Origin of the sequence: Nocardia brasiliensis (genome assembly GCF_042691675.1) — a bacterium.
GTDB classification, from domain to species: domain Bacteria; phylum Actinomycetota; class Actinomycetes; order Mycobacteriales; family Mycobacteriaceae; genus Nocardia; species Nocardia brasiliensis_D.
The window spans coordinates 3,749,134-3,767,757 of sequence record NZ_CP170507.1 but is presented as its reverse complement, the minus strand read 5'-3'; the positions used below and the strand labels follow the sequence as shown (position 1 = coordinate 3,767,757).

Annotated in this window: 21 protein-coding genes and 2 pseudogenes; all 23 read left to right on the top strand. The window is 65.6% G+C overall.

The features are described 5' to 3' along the window. The first annotated feature begins 90 nt into the window (after nt 1-90). The 23 genes and pseudogenes from ACFK0J_RS17355 (at nt 91) to ACFK0J_RS17245 (ending at nt 18,615) form a co-directional block, all read left to right on the top strand. The gene (locus tag ACFK0J_RS17355) at nt 91-1,308 is read left to right on the top strand and encodes a DUF4192 domain-containing protein (protein WP_378741475.1); all 1,218 of its coding nucleotides are present in this window, start codon (nt 91-93) and stop codon (nt 1,306-1,308) included. A gap of 3 nt (nt 1,309-1,311) precedes the next feature. Further along, nucleotides 1,312-2,943 carry a hypothetical protein gene (locus tag ACFK0J_RS17350; RefSeq protein ID WP_378741472.1) on the top strand — a complete coding sequence of 544 codons (1,632 nt, stop codon included), beginning with the start codon at nt 1,312-1,314 and terminating at the stop codon, nt 2,941-2,943. A gap of 105 nt (nt 2,944-3,048) precedes the next feature. After that, nucleotides 3,049-4,113, top strand: coding sequence for a DUF4192 domain-containing protein (locus ACFK0J_RS17345; protein ID WP_378741470.1), 1,065 nt, complete (start codon nt 3,049-3,051; stop codon nt 4,111-4,113). 296 nt (nt 4,114-4,409) lie between these two features. Next, on the top strand, nt 4,410-4,850 hold the full coding sequence (locus ACFK0J_RS17340; RefSeq protein WP_378741469.1) for a hypothetical protein: 441 nt from the start codon (nt 4,410-4,412) through the stop codon (nt 4,848-4,850). A 138-nt stretch (nt 4,851-4,988) separates the two neighbouring features. Continuing rightward, nucleotides 4,989-5,465 (top strand): hypothetical protein, encoded by a 477-nt coding sequence (locus ACFK0J_RS17335; protein WP_378741467.1) that lies wholly within the window; start codon nt 4,989-4,991, stop codon nt 5,463-5,465. Nucleotides 5,466-5,928: 463 nt separating this feature from the next. Then, complete coding sequence (locus ACFK0J_RS17330; protein WP_378741465.1) at nt 5,929-6,282, top strand: hypothetical protein; 354 nt, start codon at nt 5,929-5,931, stop codon at nt 6,280-6,282. Nucleotides 6,283-6,404: 122 nt separating this feature from the next. After that, the gene (locus tag ACFK0J_RS17325) at nt 6,405-6,701 is read left to right on the top strand and encodes a hypothetical protein (RefSeq protein WP_378741463.1); all 297 of its coding nucleotides are present in this window, start codon (nt 6,405-6,407) and stop codon (nt 6,699-6,701) included. Then, the gene (locus ACFK0J_RS17320; RefSeq protein ID WP_378741461.1) at nt 6,698-7,345 is read left to right on the top strand and encodes a hypothetical protein; all 648 of its coding nucleotides are present in this window, start codon (nt 6,698-6,700) and stop codon (nt 7,343-7,345) included. Before ACFK0J_RS17325 ends, ACFK0J_RS17320 begins: the two co-directional genes overlap by 4 nt. 237 nt (nt 7,346-7,582) lie before the next feature. Then, nucleotides 7,583-7,882 (top strand): hypothetical protein, encoded by a 300-nt coding sequence (locus ACFK0J_RS17315; RefSeq protein ID WP_378741458.1) that lies wholly within the window; start codon nt 7,583-7,585, stop codon nt 7,880-7,882. Continuing rightward, the gene (locus ACFK0J_RS17310) at nt 7,879-8,169 is read left to right on the top strand and encodes a hypothetical protein (RefSeq protein WP_378741456.1); all 291 of its coding nucleotides are present in this window, start codon (nt 7,879-7,881) and stop codon (nt 8,167-8,169) included. Before ACFK0J_RS17315 ends, ACFK0J_RS17310 begins: the two co-directional genes overlap by 4 nt. Nucleotides 8,170-8,295: 126 nt before the next feature. Next, nucleotides 8,296-9,263: pseudogene (locus tag ACFK0J_RS17305) on the top strand (DNA-processing protein DprA). A 67-nt stretch (nt 9,264-9,330) separates the two neighbouring features. Continuing rightward, nucleotides 9,331-9,576, top strand: a complete 246-nt coding sequence (locus ACFK0J_RS17300; RefSeq protein ID WP_378741454.1) for a GNAT family N-acetyltransferase — start codon at nt 9,331-9,333, stop codon at nt 9,574-9,576. A 36-nt stretch (nt 9,577-9,612) separates the two neighbouring features. Further along, a complete protein-coding gene (locus ACFK0J_RS17295) occupies nt 9,613-9,864 on the top strand; it encodes a hypothetical protein (RefSeq protein WP_378741451.1) in 252 nt (83 codons plus the stop codon). A 213-nt stretch (nt 9,865-10,077) separates the two neighbouring features. Next, complete coding sequence (locus ACFK0J_RS17290; RefSeq protein WP_378741449.1) at nt 10,078-10,917, top strand: methyltransferase; 840 nt, start codon at nt 10,078-10,080, stop codon at nt 10,915-10,917. A 161-nt stretch (nt 10,918-11,078) separates the two neighbouring features. Further along, the gene (locus ACFK0J_RS17285; RefSeq protein WP_378741446.1) at nt 11,079-11,522 is read left to right on the top strand and encodes a hypothetical protein; all 444 of its coding nucleotides are present in this window, start codon (nt 11,079-11,081) and stop codon (nt 11,520-11,522) included. Between the two features lie 54 nt (nt 11,523-11,576). After that, a complete protein-coding gene (locus ACFK0J_RS17280) occupies nt 11,577-12,815 on the top strand; it encodes a hypothetical protein (protein WP_378741443.1) in 1,239 nt (412 codons plus the stop codon). 489 nt (nt 12,816-13,304) lie between these two features. Further along, entirely contained in the window at nt 13,305-13,706 is a 402-nt protein-coding gene (locus tag ACFK0J_RS17275; protein WP_378741441.1) for a YraN family protein, read from the top strand. Beyond that, nucleotides 13,706-14,062, top strand: a pseudogene (locus tag ACFK0J_RS17270) (magnesium chelatase domain-containing protein); the annotation flags it as partial. The gene ACFK0J_RS17275 and the pseudogene ACFK0J_RS17270, both read left to right, overlap by 1 nt. A 109-nt stretch (nt 14,063-14,171) precedes the next feature. Beyond that, nucleotides 14,172-14,972, top strand: a complete 801-nt coding sequence (locus tag ACFK0J_RS17265) for an ATP-binding protein (protein ID WP_378741438.1) — start codon at nt 14,172-14,174, stop codon at nt 14,970-14,972. Between the two features lie 152 nt (nt 14,973-15,124). Next, a complete protein-coding gene (locus ACFK0J_RS17260; RefSeq protein ID WP_378741436.1) occupies nt 15,125-15,340 on the top strand; it encodes a hypothetical protein in 216 nt (71 codons plus the stop codon). 133 nt (nt 15,341-15,473) lie between these two features. After that, complete coding sequence (locus tag ACFK0J_RS17255) at nt 15,474-17,270, top strand: ParB N-terminal domain-containing protein (RefSeq protein ID WP_378741434.1); 1,797 nt, start codon at nt 15,474-15,476, stop codon at nt 17,268-17,270. Between the two features lie 128 nt (nt 17,271-17,398). Beyond that, nucleotides 17,399-17,746, top strand: a complete 348-nt coding sequence (locus ACFK0J_RS17250) for a hypothetical protein (protein ID WP_378741432.1) — start codon at nt 17,399-17,401, stop codon at nt 17,744-17,746. Further along, the gene (locus ACFK0J_RS17245; protein WP_378741430.1) at nt 17,746-18,615 is read left to right on the top strand and encodes a bifunctional DNA primase/polymerase; all 870 of its coding nucleotides are present in this window, start codon (nt 17,746-17,748) and stop codon (nt 18,613-18,615) included. Before ACFK0J_RS17250 ends, ACFK0J_RS17245 begins: the two co-directional genes overlap by 1 nt. Nucleotides 18,616-18,624: the final 9 nt, after the last annotated feature.

Sequence of the window (18,624 nt, the reverse complement as noted above, 5' to 3'; positions counted from 1 at the left end):
GACTCGATCGACGACCCCACCTGAGTGCCTCAGCTGTCGACTCCGCGTCATCAACCCATTCATCGCTCTTTCGAAAGGAACATCCACGCCATGAACGAGCCCGAGCTCGAGGCAGCCGTGCAGGAAATCATCTGCGCTGATCCGGCAGCCGGGTTAGATCCGCGAGCAGTACGAAGCATTGCGCCGGTCAATGATCCGGGAGAACAGATCGCAGGGATACCCGCCATGATCGGGTTCCCGCCGCGGCGTTCGCTTGTCACGCTCATTCTGCGCACGGCACATGGCGACGACCAGTCCGCGGTGGTCGACTCGGTGATGCGGTTCGATCTGGATCCAGACGGCGGTCGTGTCCAGTTGCGGGCGGACATGGTGGCCCGCTGTATTGCACAGGTCTCGGCACACGACGGCATGACCGTAGTGCTCGCCGTCGTGGTCGATGACCGAATCGCCGGGCCGGAGCCGTCAACCCACGATACCGGCGACCGATGCGGCACAGGACGATTCGAGGTGCTGGTCGCCGACCTGGCCCGGCACCTGGCCGCTGAGGACATTAGCCTCGCGGGTGCCTGGACGGTGCAGGCGATCGAGCCACAGAAGTACTGGTGGACCCTGTCCGGGCCCGAACAAGCTGGGGTCCTGCCGGATCCGGCCGCATCGGTATGGGTAGACAGCAAACCGATCCGCAGCTCCAGTGCCGAACTGGCCGCGATCGTGGCCGAGGACGCCGATCTTCAGCAGCAGGTAGCCGCCCTGTTGGACAGTGCTGTGACCGTCGCCCGCGCGCGGCAAGTCATGGCGGTGCGGCGAGGTGATCCCAGCGCCTACAGCCGCCAAGCCCTCGAGTATGTGCTGTGGCAGATCACCAGTGTCGAGTCCGGCGAGCAGCTGATGGCCCCGGAACTAGCGGAACTCGCTGTGGCACTGCGTGATAGGTCGGTGCGTGACGCGATGCTCGCGCTCCCGGTCTGCGAGCATGCTGCGGCGGCTGAAACCTTGTGGTCGCTCATGACTCGGGCACACTCGGATACAGATCGGGCCGAGGCAGCGGCGTTGCTGGGCTATAGCGCCTACGTCCGCGGCGACGGCCCCTTGGCCGCCACCGCCTTCGAAGCGGCACTGCGCGCCGATCCCGAGCATTCCATGGCTCAGTTGCTGAAGACGTCCCTGACCATTGGCATCCCTCCGGAGCAGATGCGCCGGTTGGCGCGCAGCGGCTTTCACAGCGCCGCCGACCTCGGTATAGACCTGGGCGAACCCCGACCGTCAACACCATCCGGATCCACAGACACCGAACCCGATGCTCGGTGACACATGGCCAGCATGGACTTTCCGCCAGTCGCCTGGCCTGCATCGCGAACGTCTATTCAAGGAGGGGATGAAATGAACGGTCTCGTCGTTCACCCAGCCGATCCCTCGCAACGGTTAAGCCTGAAGGACACCAACGCGGCCTACATAGATCTCAACGACCAGTTCAACGCCCTCTGCGGGTCGCTCACAGACTGCGCCGACGACTTCGTGGCACCCCGCCTCGCGGATCCCCCGAGAGGAGCCACACACACCTTTGGACGCGGTCCTGGATCGCGCATTGTGGCTCGAGAACAATGGTCACCAGGACTGATCCCCACACCTCCACGCCACGTATCCGGTCCAAAGATTGTCCCGGCGTGTATGGAACGGAGCGGTCCTGTGTCTGATGGCTTCGACGGATTGTTCTCTCTCCCTGCACTTTTCGATGATGGTTCGATGCCCGTGTGCTGGTCCTACGGCATGGGCGTCGAGAGCACCGCCGGTATCGTCCTGACATTGCTCGAGCCCAGATTTCGGCCACCGGAGCTACGTGAAGACCTGTCGAATCTGATCGTCATGGTCGCTCAGACCGGCGATGAGTGGACAAGCACCTGCGATCTCGTCACCGCCCATATCCTGCCGCTGCTGCGTGAGCGTGCGATCAGGTTTGTCGAAGTTGCCCGTGCGGGCCCCTCGGCGGCCGACGGGATCGTCGTGCTGCAGGATTCGCGCTGCCCGGTGCGATTACATCCCGATGCCGACGAGCACGGCTTCTACGCACTGAGCGCCGAGCACCGCGCCAACGGCGTGCTTCCCACCCTCGGTGGCAGAAGGACATGTTCAGTGAAGTCCAAGGGCATGCCCCTGGATGGTTGGCGCGCAAGACATTTGGCGCATGAACCGTACGTGCATGCGGTTGGCTTCAACGCTGAGGAGTCCGGTCGAATCGTCAAGGACTCCTCGGTCACGATGGGCGGGCAGCGGAGCCCGATCTATCCGTTGCATGCCGCGGGTTGGTCGCGTGCACGTTGCCAGGGGTATCTGTTCGGGTTGTTCGGTGTGTGGTGGCCCAAGTCCTGTTGCCGCCAGTGTTGTTTCGTATCGGTACCCAGCTGGCCCGAACAGCTCGAACGGTTCAACGCGGCACCGAGCGAGGCGTTCAAGCATGTCATCGACGAGTACGTCACGGTCGCGCTGAACCGCAATTCTGGGCTATTCGGGCCCGGCAAGTCGTTGGCCGATCGGCTCCGCCGCGATGGCGCCGGTCAAGTCCTCGCCCTCGCGGCGGCCGAGCTCGAGCGCTGCGGGTGGGCGGTGTATCGGGTGCGGCGCTGCTACAGCCGACCCGCGACCGCGTGGCGCTCGGTCGAAACGATCTATCGCGGCAGTCGCGTTGCGGCCTCGCAGTTCCTCACACGACTCGGGGTTCACCTTGGCATCGCCCCGCATGACGATGGTCAGCACACCCGGATCTGGCTGACCGAACCATCCCCCACCTATCCGCGGTTGGAGGAATTCTTCGTCACGGCACCGGATTCGGTTCTGCCCAAACAACGATCCGGCTTCGAGACTCGTTGGCACGGTCACGCCGACACCCGGCTCACTGCCTTGGAACTCGCGGCACAGGCCCTCTACTCCGTCCGTGACGCGGCGTGATCGGCATGCAGCGCGTTTCTTAACGCCCCGACCAGCCTGCCGTGTCACGCCCTCGCCATCGATCGCCCTCATGTCATCGGTCGTCTGTGGAAGGAGTTGTTATCTATGTCGGTTCACCGATTCGATCCCACCGCGTTGATTGCCTCGATGCCGGCCTCGCTGGGCTACGAACCCGAACGTCAGATCGTCCTTGTCTTGTTCAACACCGGTAGTGGCCAGCGGACCTCGGCACGGAGCATGGTCGCGTCCTTCGCTCTCGCCGACCCGGTTGGTCCGGCGGTCACCCGCACGTGTGATGCTGCCCGCCAGATCGATGCCACCTACGCACTGGCGATCGTCGTCGATGACCGCCTGGTCGACTCGCCGCCACGAACAGCTCCGGATTCCGATGTTGAGGTGCTGCTAGCCGCGCTGGTCGACGGGCTCGACCGTGCCTCGGCCTCTCTCGCAAATGTCTGGATGACCAGGCGAATCGTTGCCGGTTCGACGTGGTGGTCGCTCACCGACGCTTCCGACCATGGTGTTCTCACCGATCCGGGACAAACAGCCGCCGCGGCCGATCGGGAAGCTCACGGTTGTACCACCTTCTCCTCTCGACAGGCCCTCATCGACTCGGTGTCCCCTGACCCGGGACTGGCCGCCGAGGTTGAGCGGTGGATGCCTGCGGCGCGGACGCGCGCGCAGCGGGCACGGCAGCGTGCAGGGGCTCAGGACTCCTGGGATAGCCACTACCGTCGGGGTTTGTTGCACACCCTGTTCTGTATCGCCGATGTCGCTGCCGGAGAGGAGCTGACGCCGGCGGGATTCGCCGAGCTCGCGATGGCGCTCTCGGAGCAGATGGTTCTGGACTGTTTACACGCCACCGCGAGCAGCGAGTATCAGGTGCAGGCCGAGCAACTGTGGACGCAGCTTTTGCGTGCTCTGGCCGGGCCCGAGCGTGCCGGGCCCGCCGCGCTGCTCGCCTACAGCGCCTATCTGAGAGGCGACGGGGTGCTGGCCCGTATCTGCGTGCAGGCCGCACTGGACGCGAATCCCAGCCACTGGACGTCCCGGCTGTTGTGGGCGGCCCTCGACAGGGGAATACCGGCCGACAAGCTTCCCGCGTGGACCCGCTTCGGTGTCGCTGCCGCGGCCGACCTCGGGATCGATCTCGCCCGCACCGATCCCTGAGCCAGGCACCCCCTACATACCCTGCCCCATTCGCCAGCATCACCCGGGCGGTATGCGTTCCTCCGCGTTGCGGTTTCGCTCAGTGCGCTCGTGTGCGTCGCCGCCGCCGCCAGTTGCCGCGCCGAGTACGCCTGCGGCCGAGCCCGTGGTTCAGTCACCGATTTCGCGCGCGGTCAACGCGCTGATCACCAAGCAGCGCCTGGCGGGCGGCACCGATCGCGTTGCCATACAACACGCGCGGCCTTCACGCCGACCAGAGCCACTCCAATCAACACAACCGACAAGGAGGAACACCGTTGGCATCCCCCACCGGCGGAGTCCACGCCGACAACACTGGCGGACCACACGCCACGCCAGTTTTTGACCTCAGCAGTATCACCAGCAAGACCGCGTGCTGGCAGCTTTGCACCCCCGAGGAGGTAATGGCCCAGCCCTGCGTCGAGCTCGTCGCCTGGTTCTGCCGTCAGGATGACTGCTACCGAGCCGACCTTATCCCCTTCATCGGCTCGAGTTCACGCTATGGAACACGCTGGACTCCACCGAAACGCGTTTCCATCGCTACTGTTCCCGGGCCGAAGGGCTGCGAGCACTCGGTATTGGAACAGCTCTTCCACGACGCGATGACCGAACTCGTGCGGCGCTTCGACGCCGGAGATCCCGAGGTAACCGCGCTGTTCGATCCCCACAGTGACGTCTTCGATCAGCACTACCAGCACCCGACCGGTCGAAAAGAGTAGGCGCGCGGGCCGCAGCGTCCACGCCGTGACGTGCAAGCCGTTCCGCTACATCCCCAGAGCAATCTCGACGTTCAGCAAGGGTCTCATGCACGCTATGGGCCCTCGCGGCCCGAGTGTCAGGAAGGAGAAACCACCCCGATGCCACACCCTCCAGCCTGTGATGGCGAAGCGGTGATCACCGTCGCGGAACTGCTGACTATGACCGGCGGTGTGGTGTTGCCTACCGAGCTCGATCGGGTGCGCCAGCTCATCGCGCGATCCAGTCTCCGTGATGCACTCGGTGACATCGTATCGGCGGCTATCGATTCGTTCCGCCGCGAACTCGCCGCCTCGATTCCCGCGTTCCACCCACCGCCACGGTTGGGTGGATGCTTTACCGCCTGCCGCCTCGCCGAAGTGGCGCAGGCGACGATCAACGACGCCTTCTCCGCTCTCGGCGCGCTGTCCACGCTGCGGATTGTGCGAGTCACCCACTGCGACATCGCGATTGCCTGCATAGAAGATCCCACGACCGGACGATTCTATGAGCTCGACGGCGACCTGCAATCGTGGCTGCACGGCGACGAACAATCCCCTGGGGACCCCCGAGTTCTGGATCGGCGAGGCCATCGATGACTTCACCCGCGTCGATCTGCACGCCACCGGACCCCACACCTACCTACTCATGCCGAACTCAGTGCCAACGGATGCCGTGCTCGCCGACCTCGCGACCGCGAGCGAGTAGGCCCAACGTCCCCGGTGCCGGAAGGTATGCCGCCGGTTGCCGGTCATGTTCGTGATCCACCGCGCCGTGTCGTGATCGTGAGCCTGCCGATGGTCGAGATGACGCGCGACATCTATGAGCGCTTTGCCGGACTCACCGCGTCGGGTTGCCTGGTCGTCGATGACGACGGGGTCAAGACGGCATTGACGCTGTGCTGCAACGCATTCGCCACTTTTCACGACGAGCAGCTGTGCTGCAAAGCCTGCTGCGCGAAGTCCCGCTCGAGCACTGCACGCCCGCCGAGATTGCCGTCGCTCGCGATCAAGTCAACGCCTGTATCCCTCCGGAAAACCCACAACCAGACTAGGAGTCGCAGTGGACTGGAACTACTTGACCAACAAGTACCACGCAGAGCTGGCGCTCGTTTCCCGATTCTGTATCGGGCCGGCCATCGTTAGCTCTACCGGCGGTAATTGCTGGGCCATCGGCGGCCAGTTGGTGGACAACGGTCTGAACGTGCTGGCATCCAACGGCGAGATGGAATGCCAGGACGATCCCGGCTGGACCCTTAGGCTCTATCACGTCGACGAACAGCTGGCCTATATCGCGACGGGCACGCTGCATGATCAGCTCACCACCGCGGCCGGACTCACCCCGACCCAGCTTCACGCGTTGATCGGCCATACCTCTTCCGAGGCAAAGCTACCCGCCGACATCGTCGTGCTCTGACCGCCGACGACAGGTGCGATCCCTGTGGACCCTCACCGCGCAATCAGCTTGACCACCGCAGTACCTTGCCGCGCTGGTCTGGGTGAAGCGAAAGCCTTCCGGAAGTCCGAGAAAGGTATCTGATGGACGACTACTTCAGCCCGGTTCACAGACCGTGGCGGCTGCTGCTCTGGAACGAAGACAGCGAGCGATGGGAGTCGAGAGGCTGGGGAAGCCCAGACATCACCGGCGCCGTGCGCTCGGTCACGGAGTATGCGACGAAAGGCCAGCGGAAGCGAATCGTGTTCATCGAGGAACGTGAACACCGACGAGTGGGAATGAAAAACTATCGGGCGCGAACGGTCTGGGAGGGTACCCGGCTGCCGTCGTACTTCGGTCAAGGGCTAGAGGTCGGCAACCTGGACGGGGTGGGCGGATGACACCTGAGACCGAGCTGCGACTACTGAAGGACGTGCTGGCGCTTCAACAGAGCGACGTGGAGGTTGTGGGGGTCGACCAAGGAGCGGATATCGCAGCGTCGCTGCGTGCTGCCGGGCTCGGTTTCATCGTTGACGGTTTGGCGTTGATGGACGTCACAGAGGACGAGATCGCCAAGGCTCAGATCCGTCACCACCCACGGCTGTCGGACCTGCTCTGGCACAGCTCCTCACTACTGAAGCCGACCCATCCGTCGATGTTCCGGTCAGAGTTCGTATACCGCGCGCACTGCCGTGAACTACTGGACCGTGTGGCGGCTGGGACGCCGACCGAGTACGGAACAGCAGCAGAGGTTTGCCTGGCTGTGTTGGCGGTCGCCACGGTCACTCCCATCAACACAGCAGCGATGGGGCTACATCTGCGGATGTGGAAGCTAGCGGGCCTTCCTGCACTCAGCGGTCCGGGTGAAAACCTGCCGCATTACGAGGCCATCGCGGGACCGAAGATCGACGACCTCGAGACGACCGCCCGCAAGAAACTCCGGGTCGAGGATCGCGTGCTCGGCGATATCAGCTGCTGCGGACAGCACAACGGAGTCCACGTGCGATGCGAGTACGCATCGGTCTCCAGGATCGCCGCAGCGTGATCGCTCAGCAGGTGGATGTTGAGGCTCAGTTGTGGGGCCGCCAAGTCCGGACGCGGCAATGCAGGGGATCTGCTGCATGGCCGATCCGACCTGCACATGGCCGTGGCCAGCGAGCAGAGCTGGGACACGGTTCAGCTCCGCACCTTGGTCGAGACTCGCTCTTAACCTCGCGCCGACCAGAACCGCCTAAGCACAACTCGGAACGTTCCTGCCCAAACTTCGGAAGGGTTATTCGTCATGCCCGCAACAGGTTTCGACTCCACTCGGCTCGAACAGTTCTATCGGGACAGCCGTCGGCTCGACATTCCGGTTGCCGAAGCGTATGCACGTGCCGAGGGCTATGTCTGGGGGTGGCAGGATGCGCGATCGGAGCTGAACGGTACTGCTCAGGCCACCGCTTTCGCAGATGCTTATGCGCGCTACTTCGCCGAATTCCTGACCCAGAAGCGCTGTTTCGTGCATTCGGGCTGCGGGTCGTGGCGTGCATGGCGCAAGTACGGCGACCTCACCGCTGCGAGGGGCCGGAAGGCACGATGAGCACAGCACCGGACCAGCAACAATGGTCAGCGGCCCTCGCTGATCACAGTGCCCTGCTGTTGTGTTTCGAAGCGGTCGGCTACGCGCGCGGGTACTGCGACGCTGCGGGCCTGGGTTCACGGGACGCGATCGACTTCGGTCATTCCTTCGCCGTGCTCGTCGCCGCCCGCGGGTCACGCCCGTCGATCCAGGACACCTGGCAGAACTGGCGAAACGGCAAACCCCTCAACCTCGGCGGCAAACCGGGACCGCCGTCTGGCGGCAGTGAGGATCGATTTTCCAAGTGAGCCCGCCCGCGAGCCGGGTGCCGTGCCCGGCGCGATCCATCAGTTCTTGTTCGCGGATGTTTCGGCGTCACCGCACCTCGTGTCTGTCTTGTCTTGTCCCGCAACGATTCCGAGGAAGGTCCCGTCATGGACTGTACTGTCCGTTCGTCTGACCTCGTGCCGATCTCCGATGCCCGTCGCCTGGCGTGGGCGGTGTTGTCGCGTGCGGCGTGCGGCCCGTCGCGTGCGCTGTGGCAGCTGGTCGATGAACTCGGTGTCGAGAACGCCGCCGCGGCGGTGGCGGCCGGGGATGTCCCGGTCGCAGTCGATCACAGGGTTCTCGAGCGCGGTGATCCTGACCTCGCGGCCCGGGATCTGGAGACGCTGCATCGTATCGGTGGCCGTTTGCTCACCCCGGAGGACCCCGAATGGCCCACGCAGCGGCTGGCGCAGCTGGCCACGCGCGCCAATGCCCACGCCGATTGTGTTGCGCCGCTGGCATTATGGGTGCTGGGTTCGGCGTCGTTGCGCGGCGTGAGCGAGGATCCCACCGTCGCTGTCGTCGGCAGTGGAGCCGGTTCCGGTTACGCAGACCTCGTCACCACGAAGTTCGTCGAAGACTTCGCTGCCCGGGGCTGGACGATCTGTTCCGGCGGCACGATGGGCATCGCCTCGCGAGCACACCGGGTCGCGCTGGCGGCGGCGGTGCCCACGGTTGCGGTGCTGGCGTGTGGGATCGATCGCGCGTATCTGCAGCACAATCAGGACCTGGTCGAACAGATCGCCACGGCCGGGCTGCTGGTCACCGAGTATCCCCGCAGACCCCGAGCAGCAGGTCGAAGGCCCGCGCCCGCGCCCGGATGGTTGCCGCGTTCGCGGACGCGGTCGTCGCGATCGAGGCCGGCCGCGGCAGCCTCGCCCGCCAGGCGGTGTTCTGGGCGAGTCGACTCGACCGCGCCGCCTACGCGGTGCCTGGCCCGGTCACGTCACCGGAGTCGGCGGGCTGCCACGATCTGATCACCATGGACGCCGCCCACCTGGTCACGACGGCGGCCGACATCCCCCATCCCCAGTACCGGAATGACCGAGCCGGATCGCCCGAAGCGCACGTGTGAACAGTCAAGCCTGGGCCGAGGATCTGCGTGCCCGATCACCACCGAGTTTCCGCAGGTGCGGCTGTGGATGCACCTATCCGCGACCCCACACCTGGTGGTGGCCACCTTGATCGTCGCGCCCGAATTGCGTGAGCGGGGCATCGGGTCGACCGTGGTGCGCCAGATCCTCGCCTGCGCCGACCGGCGGGGCGTGGCAGCGACCCCGAGCCGTGACTACGGCGCCAACCTGTCGCGGCTGCGGCGTTTCTCGCGCCGCCACGGGTTCGTGCCCATCGCGGTGCACGACGCGACTTCACCTGCACCGAAACCATGATCCGGCCACCCCAATAGTCGAAGGGAATTCGTCGAGATGTCTCTCAGTGACGCAGACAGAGCCGTCACCGGATGTGGATGGAACTGTGGCGACGAGACTGTTGGCCATCACCACTACACGGTCGTCGTCCGCAACTACGGTCGCTTACTCGGGCGGCTCTCACCGACCGGGCACACCGTCCATCGCAAGGTCCACGCCGCCATCCTGTCGCGAGCCACAGCCGAGCTCCTCGCTCAGCGGATCAACGACGAACCCGATGAAGTGACGGCCACCGTGCGCAGGTTCTGATCCGTCCGACGGTAATTCTGAACCGCGCACCGACATCGTGCTGCCGTCGCCAGCGCAGCCCTTCCCGCTTCGGCTCTGCCGTCACGTCGGCAACAGAGCCCGCCGATGTCTCACCTGCGCAGCGGCCCTGTCTCGCCGGGGATTTCGTGGACCGATCAGATGCCGAGTCCCACTGCGGGGCTCGGCTTTTCGTCTGTCAGGAGGCGTTTTGTCATGAGCAAATTGAGCCGTGCGCAGGCCGCCGCGCATCGGGAAGCCTGCGCGTTGGTCGATCTTCGCCGGGATTTGAGCGAGGACGAGAAGTTGTTCGTGCTCACCCACTATCAGGAATCGACCAGCACGACCCAGTCCGCGGACGGGGCGTTCTTCACCCCGGCGGGGTTGGCCCGCGATATGCGTATCGAGGTCGTCGGTACCCGAATTCTGGACCTGGGCGCGGGGATCGGGCACCTGGCCTTCCACTGCCGAAATCTGTGGGGACAAACCAACGGCGAAGCACCCCGGGAGCTGACGTGTGTGGAGCGCAATCCGGAGTTCGTGCGGGTCGGGATGAAGGTCGTGCCCGAGGCGACCTGGTGGTGCGGAGATCTGCTGCGGATGCACCGCCAGCGGATGCGCCCGTTCGACACCGTGATCGCCAACCCGCCCTTCGGGCACGTCGCCCGCACCAATGATGGTCCCGGCTACCACGGTCCACGCTTCGAGTATCACGCGATCGCGGTAGGCGCCCAGGTCGCTCGCCACGGAGTGTTCCTGATCCCGCAGACCTCGGCACCGTTCCGCTACAGCGATCGTCCGGCCATGGAGCACGACTGCGGTGATGCCGAGTATCACCGCTTCCAGGCCGGGACCGGGATCACCCTGCACGCCAACTGCGGCATCGACACCAGCTACTACCGCGACGACTGGCACCACACTGCGACACCCACCGAGATCGTCACCTGCGATTTCACCGACACCGTCCTCGCGCGCCGGCGCCGCTCCCACGCCACGGTCACCCAGATCACCCACGCCTTCGCCCAGCCGGGCTGGCCCCACCGGGCCGCCAGCTGAACTCCGATCACGAGAAGGGACACCGATCAGCCATGCCCGTACCAGCTTTTACCGTCGACGAGCACGCCAACTCCACGATCCACGGCAGCGCCTATCACCTCTTCCCCACCGATGACGCTCCCGTGCGGGGGCGGGTGTTTGTCGACATGAGCGAACACGCGGTGATCATCGACGGCCGCCGTGAATCGCGTCCGGCGGTCGAGTTCCAGTTCTTCGGACTCCTCGTCGAGGGCAGTCCGCTGGGAAACCCGCGCTGCACCAGCGAATTCCACCCGTTTTCGACCGGGGTTCGTTCCATGGTCAGTCTCGGCGAACCCGGCGCGCTGCACCTGAACCTCGGCCAGCGCGTGACCGATATCAGCGACACCGTCACCGGCCTGATTACCGATCTGCTCACCGCGATCAGCGTCGAGTTCCTCACCGATCATCGCGTCGCGCGCTATCGCCACTGGAGCGCCGAGCAGCTGCGCGTGCAGGCCAACACCCTCCACGACCAGGCTCGCACACTCGAACAGCAGCTCAAGCGCGCGGCCATGCACGCACAAGCCAACGCCGAGGCCAGCTATGCACTCTTGGCTTCGATCCACGCCCCGCTGTCCGCATGAACCAGTGCACTGGCCTGCGTCGTTTCCCGAATCCGTTCCCCGAGAGGAGTTCTCATGCCGATCCAGACGACGGTCCGCCACGCTGACCTCACTGATCTGGTCGCGTTGCTCAACCGCCAGCAGGCCGCCAAGGTTGATGTCGTCGCACCGGCCTCGGCCCTGCGTGCGCGTGACGGATTCCTGGATCTGTCCGGTGTCGCCCCGGTCCTCGATGAACGCGGTGTCACCGATGTCGAGGGCCGCTATCGTCCCACCGCTGCCGCGGATTCCCAGATCGGCACCAAACTCAAGATCCCCGTGGGGTATCTGAAGTGGCTGCGCGAACAACACCGTACCGACCTCTACGACGCCAACGTCAACGGCCTGCTCCACGGCCCCCTCGCAGCACCCGCGCTGACCGACGGTGATGACCGGTCGTTTCTGTTGCGGCTGTTCACCTCCGGCGCTCCGGATGAGCCGGGGGTCTTGCGGGCGTTTTTGTCGGATCGCTACGGGATCATCGACAACCTCGATGTGCTGTCCGCGGTGCTCGACGGTATCAGGGAAGCCGACGCCGATGTGGAAGTGCGTTCGTGTGATCTGACCGAGTCCAGCATGCACTGCAAAGTCTTCTCCCCCAAGGTTTCCGCACTCGCCCCAGGGTTCCTCACCAACTATCGCAACCCCTTCGACAACCCAGAGCTGGAGAACGAACGCCGACGTGTCGCTGGTGAGATCGATCGGTGGCGCCGGGTCGCGGCCCGCGAAGGCCAGGGCTACCGCCTCGGCACCGAACCGGTGGTCTTCGCCGGGTTCCGGTTCTCCAACTCCGAAATCGGCCACCACGCCGTGACATTGAAACCGGAGTTGTTCATCAGGATCTGCGGCAACGGCCTGACCCTGCCGTTGTTCGCCTACACCAAACGTCATCTGGGCGACAAACTCGACACCGGCACGATCGGCGGCTGGTCCCAGGACACCTACCGCAAACGGCTCTCGGTGATCACCGCCGAAACCCGCGACAAGGTCTCGGAATGGCTGTCACCGCAATTCCTCAACTCTCGTGTCGAGGAGCTCAAGCGTCACGCCACGACCCCGGTGTCCAAGCCCGACCGGGCCATCGAGGTCGTCGCCAAGCAGCTCGGGTTCAACGACGACGAACGTGCCGGGATCTTGTCCCACTTCATCGCCGGTGGCCAGCTCACCGCTGCCGGGATCGCCCACGCGGTCACCAGCTACAGCCAGACCATCCCCGACGCCGACCGCGCCGACACCCTCGATGACCTGGCCCTGCACGCCATGGCACTGGTCTGATGGCCACCTTCACCGTGCTCGGCCTGATCATCGGCGACCAGTTATTGCTGGCCGCCGTGGTCCCGGGCAGGGCAACTGTCAACGTCGCGGACCCCCCACGACGCGGATGCTGAACCGTGGCTTGAGGTCGTCCAAGCGCCGACTGCCCGCGACGCCGAGGTCGTGGCACGGTATCTCCACACTCACGACATCGCCCTCGACACCGTGTCCGCCTGCGGGCTGGCACTCGATTCCGTTGTCGTCGACAGCTGCGGGACTGCGCGACCGGTGATCGCGTTGCGCCGCAGCTACCGCGATGTCGAGGTGTGGTTCGAGACTGCCCTCGATGTCCCGATCGACCCCGACCACCCCCGACTACGCCTACGACCTCCACGCCGACGTGCTGGTCCTGCCACCAGGAGCCCCGATCCCGGCGGCCACCTGAGGGTTTGCGTCTCTGGGATCGAATCCGGTTGTGCCCCAACACCCACCGACGCAGGAGGTTTCCGCATGGGCCGTTCTGAGTGCGATCAGGACAACGCCACCGTCGACGGCCCTCACCCCGCCGACGGCGCTGCGGCACTGCCGACCGAGGGAACTGACGTCGACGTCGCCGCAGAGTATTTGCGCCGCCAGGGCTTCACTATCGTCGCGATCTCGTGGATATGCCGATATGGCGTGCTGGACGTGATCGCGCAGGACAAGAAGTGCACGGTGTTCATCCGCGTCACCGATGCCTCACTACCACCCCAGTGCTGGCCGTTCGCCACGGGTCAACGTCTTTGCCGTCTTGCCTTGCTCTGGCTGGCCGAGCAGCGTGATCCCGTGTGGCAGTTGCGCTTCGACGCCGTCACCGTGGACAGGCCCGAGGATCAAACTCCTGTCATCACCCATCACCTGGCGGTGTTCTGATGACGATCGCAGGCGCCTGTTTCGTCGTGGTGTCCGGTGCGAGCGGCCATGTCGTCGAGATGCGTGCCGATCTCGGTCAGGGCTTGGCCTCGGTCACGGTGATCGGTGATGAGTTGTTGGCCGAGCCGCGTGATCGCGTGCGCGCGGCGATCGCCAATTCCGGTGAGCAGTGGCCCGATGCCCGGCTCGTCGTCGCGTCCTCGGCGCCGGTGATCGGTGGGGGTGGCGGGCATGATCTGGCGTTGGCGATAGCGGTGCTGGCTGCGACTGCAGCCATTCCCGTCCAATCCGATTCCGGGACAGTGTTCATCGGTGACCTGTGCCTCGACGGGCGGCTGCGCGGCGAGCGCGCGATCCTGCCCGCTGTCCTCGCCGCGCGCGACAGCGGCTATCGCAGCGTCGTCGTACCCGAAGCGGCGTTGGAAGACCCTGCTGGCGCAATGCCTGCCAGGGATCCTGCCGCCCTTGACCGACAACCAGGCACTCGAGGTCGCCGCCATCGCCTCGGCCAGCGGCGGTCCGGGCCAGCACAGCGTGTCGCGGATGCCGCCCTACGTCGCACCCCACCACTCCACCTCGGCGACAGCGATGCTCGGTGGCGGATCACGCGCTGCCTTACCGGGAGCGGTCTCCCGCGCCCATCACGGCGTGTTGTTTCTCGACGAGTTCACCGACCTGAGCTCGCGGGTACGCGAAGCGCTGCGGGTGACCCTCGATGACGGCCAGGTCCGTATCGGACGGTCGGGGATGATCGCCAGTTATCCGGCGCGGTTCCAGCTCATCGTCGCCGCCGGTCTGTGCCCGTGTTCCGCGGTCAGCAACGGCGAGTGTGTCTGCTCCCCGCAAGCTCGCCTCCGCCACCGCAGTCGCCTCGCCGAGCCCTGGACCGACCGCCTCGACATCTGGGTTGATCTGTCCCCCACCGTGTCCCAGCTCGATATCGCGACCGGTGAGACCAGCGCGGTCGTGCGCGCGCGGGTCATCGCGGCCCGCGCCGCTGCCACACAGCGGTGGCAAGACCACGGCTGTCTCATCAACGCCGATGTGCCCACAGATGTTCTGCGCCACCAGTTCCGGCTTCCACAGCCCACCCTCGCCCCCATCGAGACCGCGCTGCGCACCGGGCGTCTTTCGGCACGAGGCGCGGACCGTGTTGTTCGTCTGGCTTGGACGTTGTGTGACCTGCGTGCCGGGGTCACCCCCAACGAGCAGGACATCGCTGACGCTTTGATGCTGAGTCAACGCCCGCGACTGTCACATCGCTGAACGCCGACCGCGATTGGCCGGCCTCGCCTCGCGCGACGGGTCGGCTCCCCGGCGCTGCCCTCGCAGTGTTCCCGCCTAGACGACTGGTCATCACTCGTCGATGCGTCCGAATCCCTTTGCGCTCCACCGCCCACCGATACAGGAGGTTTGTCATGACTGAGACCATCACCCGCGACGAGTTCGAACTCGCCGAGCACCTCGGGGCCGCGGGCCCGACCACCGTGCTGGGCGAGGACACGATGACGCGGTGGCGCGCCCAGGATCCGGACTGGCACGGCAAGCACTGGACCTACACCGACCCCGACGCCAATGGCGTGCGCCATCTGCACCCGATCAACGTCGCCCCGCGCCCCAAGTCTTCGCCCTAATCACCCGTTCGCCATCCGCGCCCTTCCCCAGCGGTTGATGCCGTGCATGACCCACTCATATCCCGGCCAGGCAGGCCCCGGACAGCCCAAAGCTGACCGGGGCCTGCCTGTTTCACGAGAGGAGCCCGTTTCGATGCCCACCGACACCGCCGAACCGACCGTAGTCGCCCAGCTGGAGAACCTGACCGACCTCGACGCCACCGCGCCCACGGCCGACGCCCCCACCGAGGCCGATAACGCAGGCGCGCCGATCCCCAGTAAGGCCGGAGTTCTCGAGGACAAGCATCCGGCTGAACTGGTGATCGCCGCCAACGTGCGCGAGAACTTCCATCTCGAGGATCACCCCGACTACACCGAGTCGATCCGTGAACACGGTGTGAAGGAACCGATCTGGGCGATCCGGATGCCGGATGGCCGACTGGTGGTGCGCAACGGCCACGTCCGCACATTGACGGCGCTGGCGTTCGAACAGGAATCGGTGCCGGTGCGGATCACCGAGTTCGACCCCACCGTCGACGCCAAGGAAGCCGAGATCCTGCGGGTCTTCGACCAGATCACCACCAACACCTACGTCCCACTCACCGAAGGGGACATCGCCGGAGGGATCGCGTTGGCGCTCGAACTGGGTGCCTCCCCGACCCGGATCGGGAAAGCGCTCCAGAAGAAACGCGCCGACGTCAAACTCGCAGGCAAGATCGGTGCCTCCCGCACCGCGCGGGGTCTCATCGACAGCAAGCAGCTCGATTTCGAGCAGGCCGCGATCCTGGCCGAGTACGAAACCCTCGGCGACACCGACGCGGTGCAGGAACTGCTCAACGTGCATCGCGGGCACTTCCACTACACCGCCAAACGCATCGCCGCCGACCGCGAGGAGCAGCGAACCTTCCTCGCCGCCGCGCTCCCGTATGCCGAGATCGGCTGCGGTGTGCTCACCGGTGATCATCCCGAGGTCGCCGCCGGGCCAGAACTCGTGCCCGTGACCGACATCATCGATGGCGACGGCACGGCCATCGGCCTCGAGCACATCCAGGCCGACCCCGAAGGGTGGCTGGTGTGGATCGAACTCGATGAGCACCAAGACGTCGTCGAACGTGACACCGGGGCCGTGGTCGACTCCGCCTCAGTGGACTGGCAGACCGCCGGCAGCACCGACCGCACACCGCGGGAAGGGCTGCGGCACGCCGATGAGGTCGAACGCCGTGATCGCTGGCTCGTCGAATTCTGGTTGCCCGCTGAGCAACTCGACGCCCGCGGATGGCGGCGCGGCCGTGAGGATTCCGACGATCCTGCCGACGTCGATGGATCCGACGGCATCGAAGCCGATACCACCGGCTCCGACGAGCAGAATGCGCAGATTCGCGCCGCAGCCACGGCCAAAGCGGTCGAGGACCGTGAGGCCGAGCGGCAAGCCAGACGGCGCGTGCGCGTACTCAACAAACAGGGCGAGGCCGCCAAGGAGACGCGCATCGAGTTCCTGGTCCTGTATCTCAAGCGCAAGACCGCACCGCCCAACGCGTGGAAGTTCATCGCCGAAGCGCTGGCGACCAACTCCACTCTGCTGGCGGAGTCCTACGCATTGGAGAACGCGTTCAAGTTGCTGGGACTCGAGGGTGGTAGCTGGCGCCGTCACGAGCTGATCGAGGCGATCGAGTCGGCGAAACCGCCGCGCTGCCTGGTGATCGTGTTGGCGCTGGTGCTCGGAGCCTATGAGAAGCGCACCGGCCGCGACTGCTGGCGATTCTCCGACAAAGGCGTCAAGCACTACATGAGCTTCCTCGCCGAGATCGGCCACCAGCTGGTCCCGGTCGAGCTCGCCGCCGCAGGCACGCTCGACCCCGAAACCATCGACCTCGACAACCCCGTCCAGACCGTCGACCTGGGCCAGGCCGCCGATCCGAACGAGGCCGCCGATCTCGCGCAGGCCGCCTAGCCGACACCCAGTACGAGGGCGGCTGCGCCAAGGTTGTTGCCGCCCACGGGTTCACGGTCAGCATGCGGGCCGCCGCCGTCTACGGACGTGGCGGCCCGCAGGTCGTCTCGTCGGAGACAGGAGAGCTGATGAACATCACCGACCACCCGGTCATCGACGGCGTCACCGAGACAACCCGCGGTTATCGCGCGCGGGCGTTGTGTCTGGTCGATGACCATTTCGCCGACATCGTCGTGAACATCGACACCATCTGCCCGTCGCGATCGCGCTACCGGGTCGATCTGTTCGACCAGATGCGACTGGGCTGGACGCCGGTTTTGCGTGCCGGCGCTAAGGACTTCGCGCCCCCGCTCGATTCTGCCCCGGACGAGCATACCGTCGCGGCGTGCCAATCGCTGGTCAATCGTCTTCACGACACCGCCGAGTGGATCGTACGCACCGCACGCGACCTCGGCCCCGCTGGTAGAGGTCGCTGATGACCCTCACGACACCACAGGCCGACCCCACCGTGGTGGAGTCACTGCTGTCGGCGGCCCTCGCCGCCGCCGAACGAGGGTGGTCGGTGTTCCCGCTCAGCCCCGGCCGCAAGAAGCCCCCGATCTTGAAGAACTGGCACCGGCACGCCAGCACCGATCCCCAGCGCATCCGCCGGTGGTGGTCGTGGAACGCACGGTTCAACGTCGCGATCGCAACCGGCGTAAGCCGACTCCACGTGATCGATCTCGACGCCACACACCTACGGCTACCCGTCACCTGTCTCGATGATGCCCTCGCGGCACTGTCGAACCACCTGCCCGAGCCCGCACCGAGCACCTTCACCGCCGCTTCACCGCACGGCTGGCATCTGTACTACACGGCACCGAACCAGCCCGAGTTGTCGTGCACGGTCGGACGCATCGGTCAAGGCATCGACTCCCGAGGACTCGGCGGCTATGTCGTCGCCCCGGGATCTATCACCTGCGACGGTGCCTACCAAGTTATCGACGACCGGCCCGTCACCGACCTGCCCGAGGCACTCATCACCCTGCTGCGTCCGCCACCCCCACCACCCCAGCACCAGTCGGCGCGACGGCCCGAGCATCTCGATGCCTATCTCGCCGCCGTCCTCGACCGCGTCACCCATCCCCAACCGAACACCCGCAACATCACCGTGTTCCGGGCCGCATTAACTCTCGGTCGTCTCGTGGCCAGCGGCGAACTCGATGAACACCACACCCGCACCATGCTCACCGCCGCCGCGGCCGCGCACATCGGCGTCGACGGATTCACCGCCGCCGAGCTCAACCGGGCGATCAGCAACGGATTCCGTTACGGCGCTCAGCATCCCCGTCACCTGCACCACTGAACCCGCCAG

What these genes read in the sequence shown, in the direction of transcription:
- ACFK0J_RS17300 (WP_378741454.1), top strand. Translation starts at nt 9,331, where the DNA reads ATGCACCTATCCGCGACCCCACACCTGGTGGTGGCCACCTTGATCGTC.
- ACFK0J_RS17355 (WP_378741475.1), top strand. Translation starts at nt 91, where the DNA reads ATGAACGAGCCCGAGCTCGAGGCAGCCGTGCAGGAAATCATCTGCGCT.
- ACFK0J_RS17350 (WP_378741472.1), top strand. Translation starts at nt 1,312, where the DNA reads ATGGCCAGCATGGACTTTCCGCCAGTCGCCTGGCCTGCATCGCGAACG.
- ACFK0J_RS17295 (WP_378741451.1), top strand. Translation starts at nt 9,613, where the DNA reads ATGTCTCTCAGTGACGCAGACAGAGCCGTCACCGGATGTGGATGGAAC.
- ACFK0J_RS17315 (WP_378741458.1), top strand. Translation starts at nt 7,583, where the DNA reads ATGCCCGCAACAGGTTTCGACTCCACTCGGCTCGAACAGTTCTATCGG.
- ACFK0J_RS17255 (WP_378741434.1), top strand. Translation starts at nt 15,474, where the DNA reads ATGCCCACCGACACCGCCGAACCGACCGTAGTCGCCCAGCTGGAGAAC.
- ACFK0J_RS17275 (WP_378741441.1), top strand. Translation starts at nt 13,305, where the DNA reads ATGGGCCGTTCTGAGTGCGATCAGGACAACGCCACCGTCGACGGCCCT.
- ACFK0J_RS17335 (WP_378741467.1), top strand. Translation starts at nt 4,989, where the DNA reads ATGCCACACCCTCCAGCCTGTGATGGCGAAGCGGTGATCACCGTCGCG.
- ACFK0J_RS17310 (WP_378741456.1), top strand. Translation starts at nt 7,879, where the DNA reads ATGAGCACAGCACCGGACCAGCAACAATGGTCAGCGGCCCTCGCTGAT.
- ACFK0J_RS17325 (WP_378741463.1), top strand. Translation starts at nt 6,405, where the DNA reads ATGGACGACTACTTCAGCCCGGTTCACAGACCGTGGCGGCTGCTGCTC.
- ACFK0J_RS17260 (WP_378741436.1), top strand. Translation starts at nt 15,125, where the DNA reads ATGACTGAGACCATCACCCGCGACGAGTTCGAACTCGCCGAGCACCTC.
- ACFK0J_RS17320 (WP_378741461.1), top strand. Translation starts at nt 6,698, where the DNA reads ATGACACCTGAGACCGAGCTGCGACTACTGAAGGACGTGCTGGCGCTT.
- ACFK0J_RS17290 (WP_378741449.1), top strand. Translation starts at nt 10,078, where the DNA reads ATGAGCAAATTGAGCCGTGCGCAGGCCGCCGCGCATCGGGAAGCCTGC.
- ACFK0J_RS17250 (WP_378741432.1), top strand. Translation starts at nt 17,399, where the DNA reads ATGAACATCACCGACCACCCGGTCATCGACGGCGTCACCGAGACAACC.
- ACFK0J_RS17280 (WP_378741443.1), top strand. Translation starts at nt 11,577, where the DNA reads ATGCCGATCCAGACGACGGTCCGCCACGCTGACCTCACTGATCTGGTC.
- ACFK0J_RS17245 (WP_378741430.1), top strand. Translation starts at nt 17,746, where the DNA reads ATGACCCTCACGACACCACAGGCCGACCCCACCGTGGTGGAGTCACTG.
- ACFK0J_RS17345 (WP_378741470.1), top strand. Translation starts at nt 3,049, where the DNA reads ATGTCGGTTCACCGATTCGATCCCACCGCGTTGATTGCCTCGATGCCG.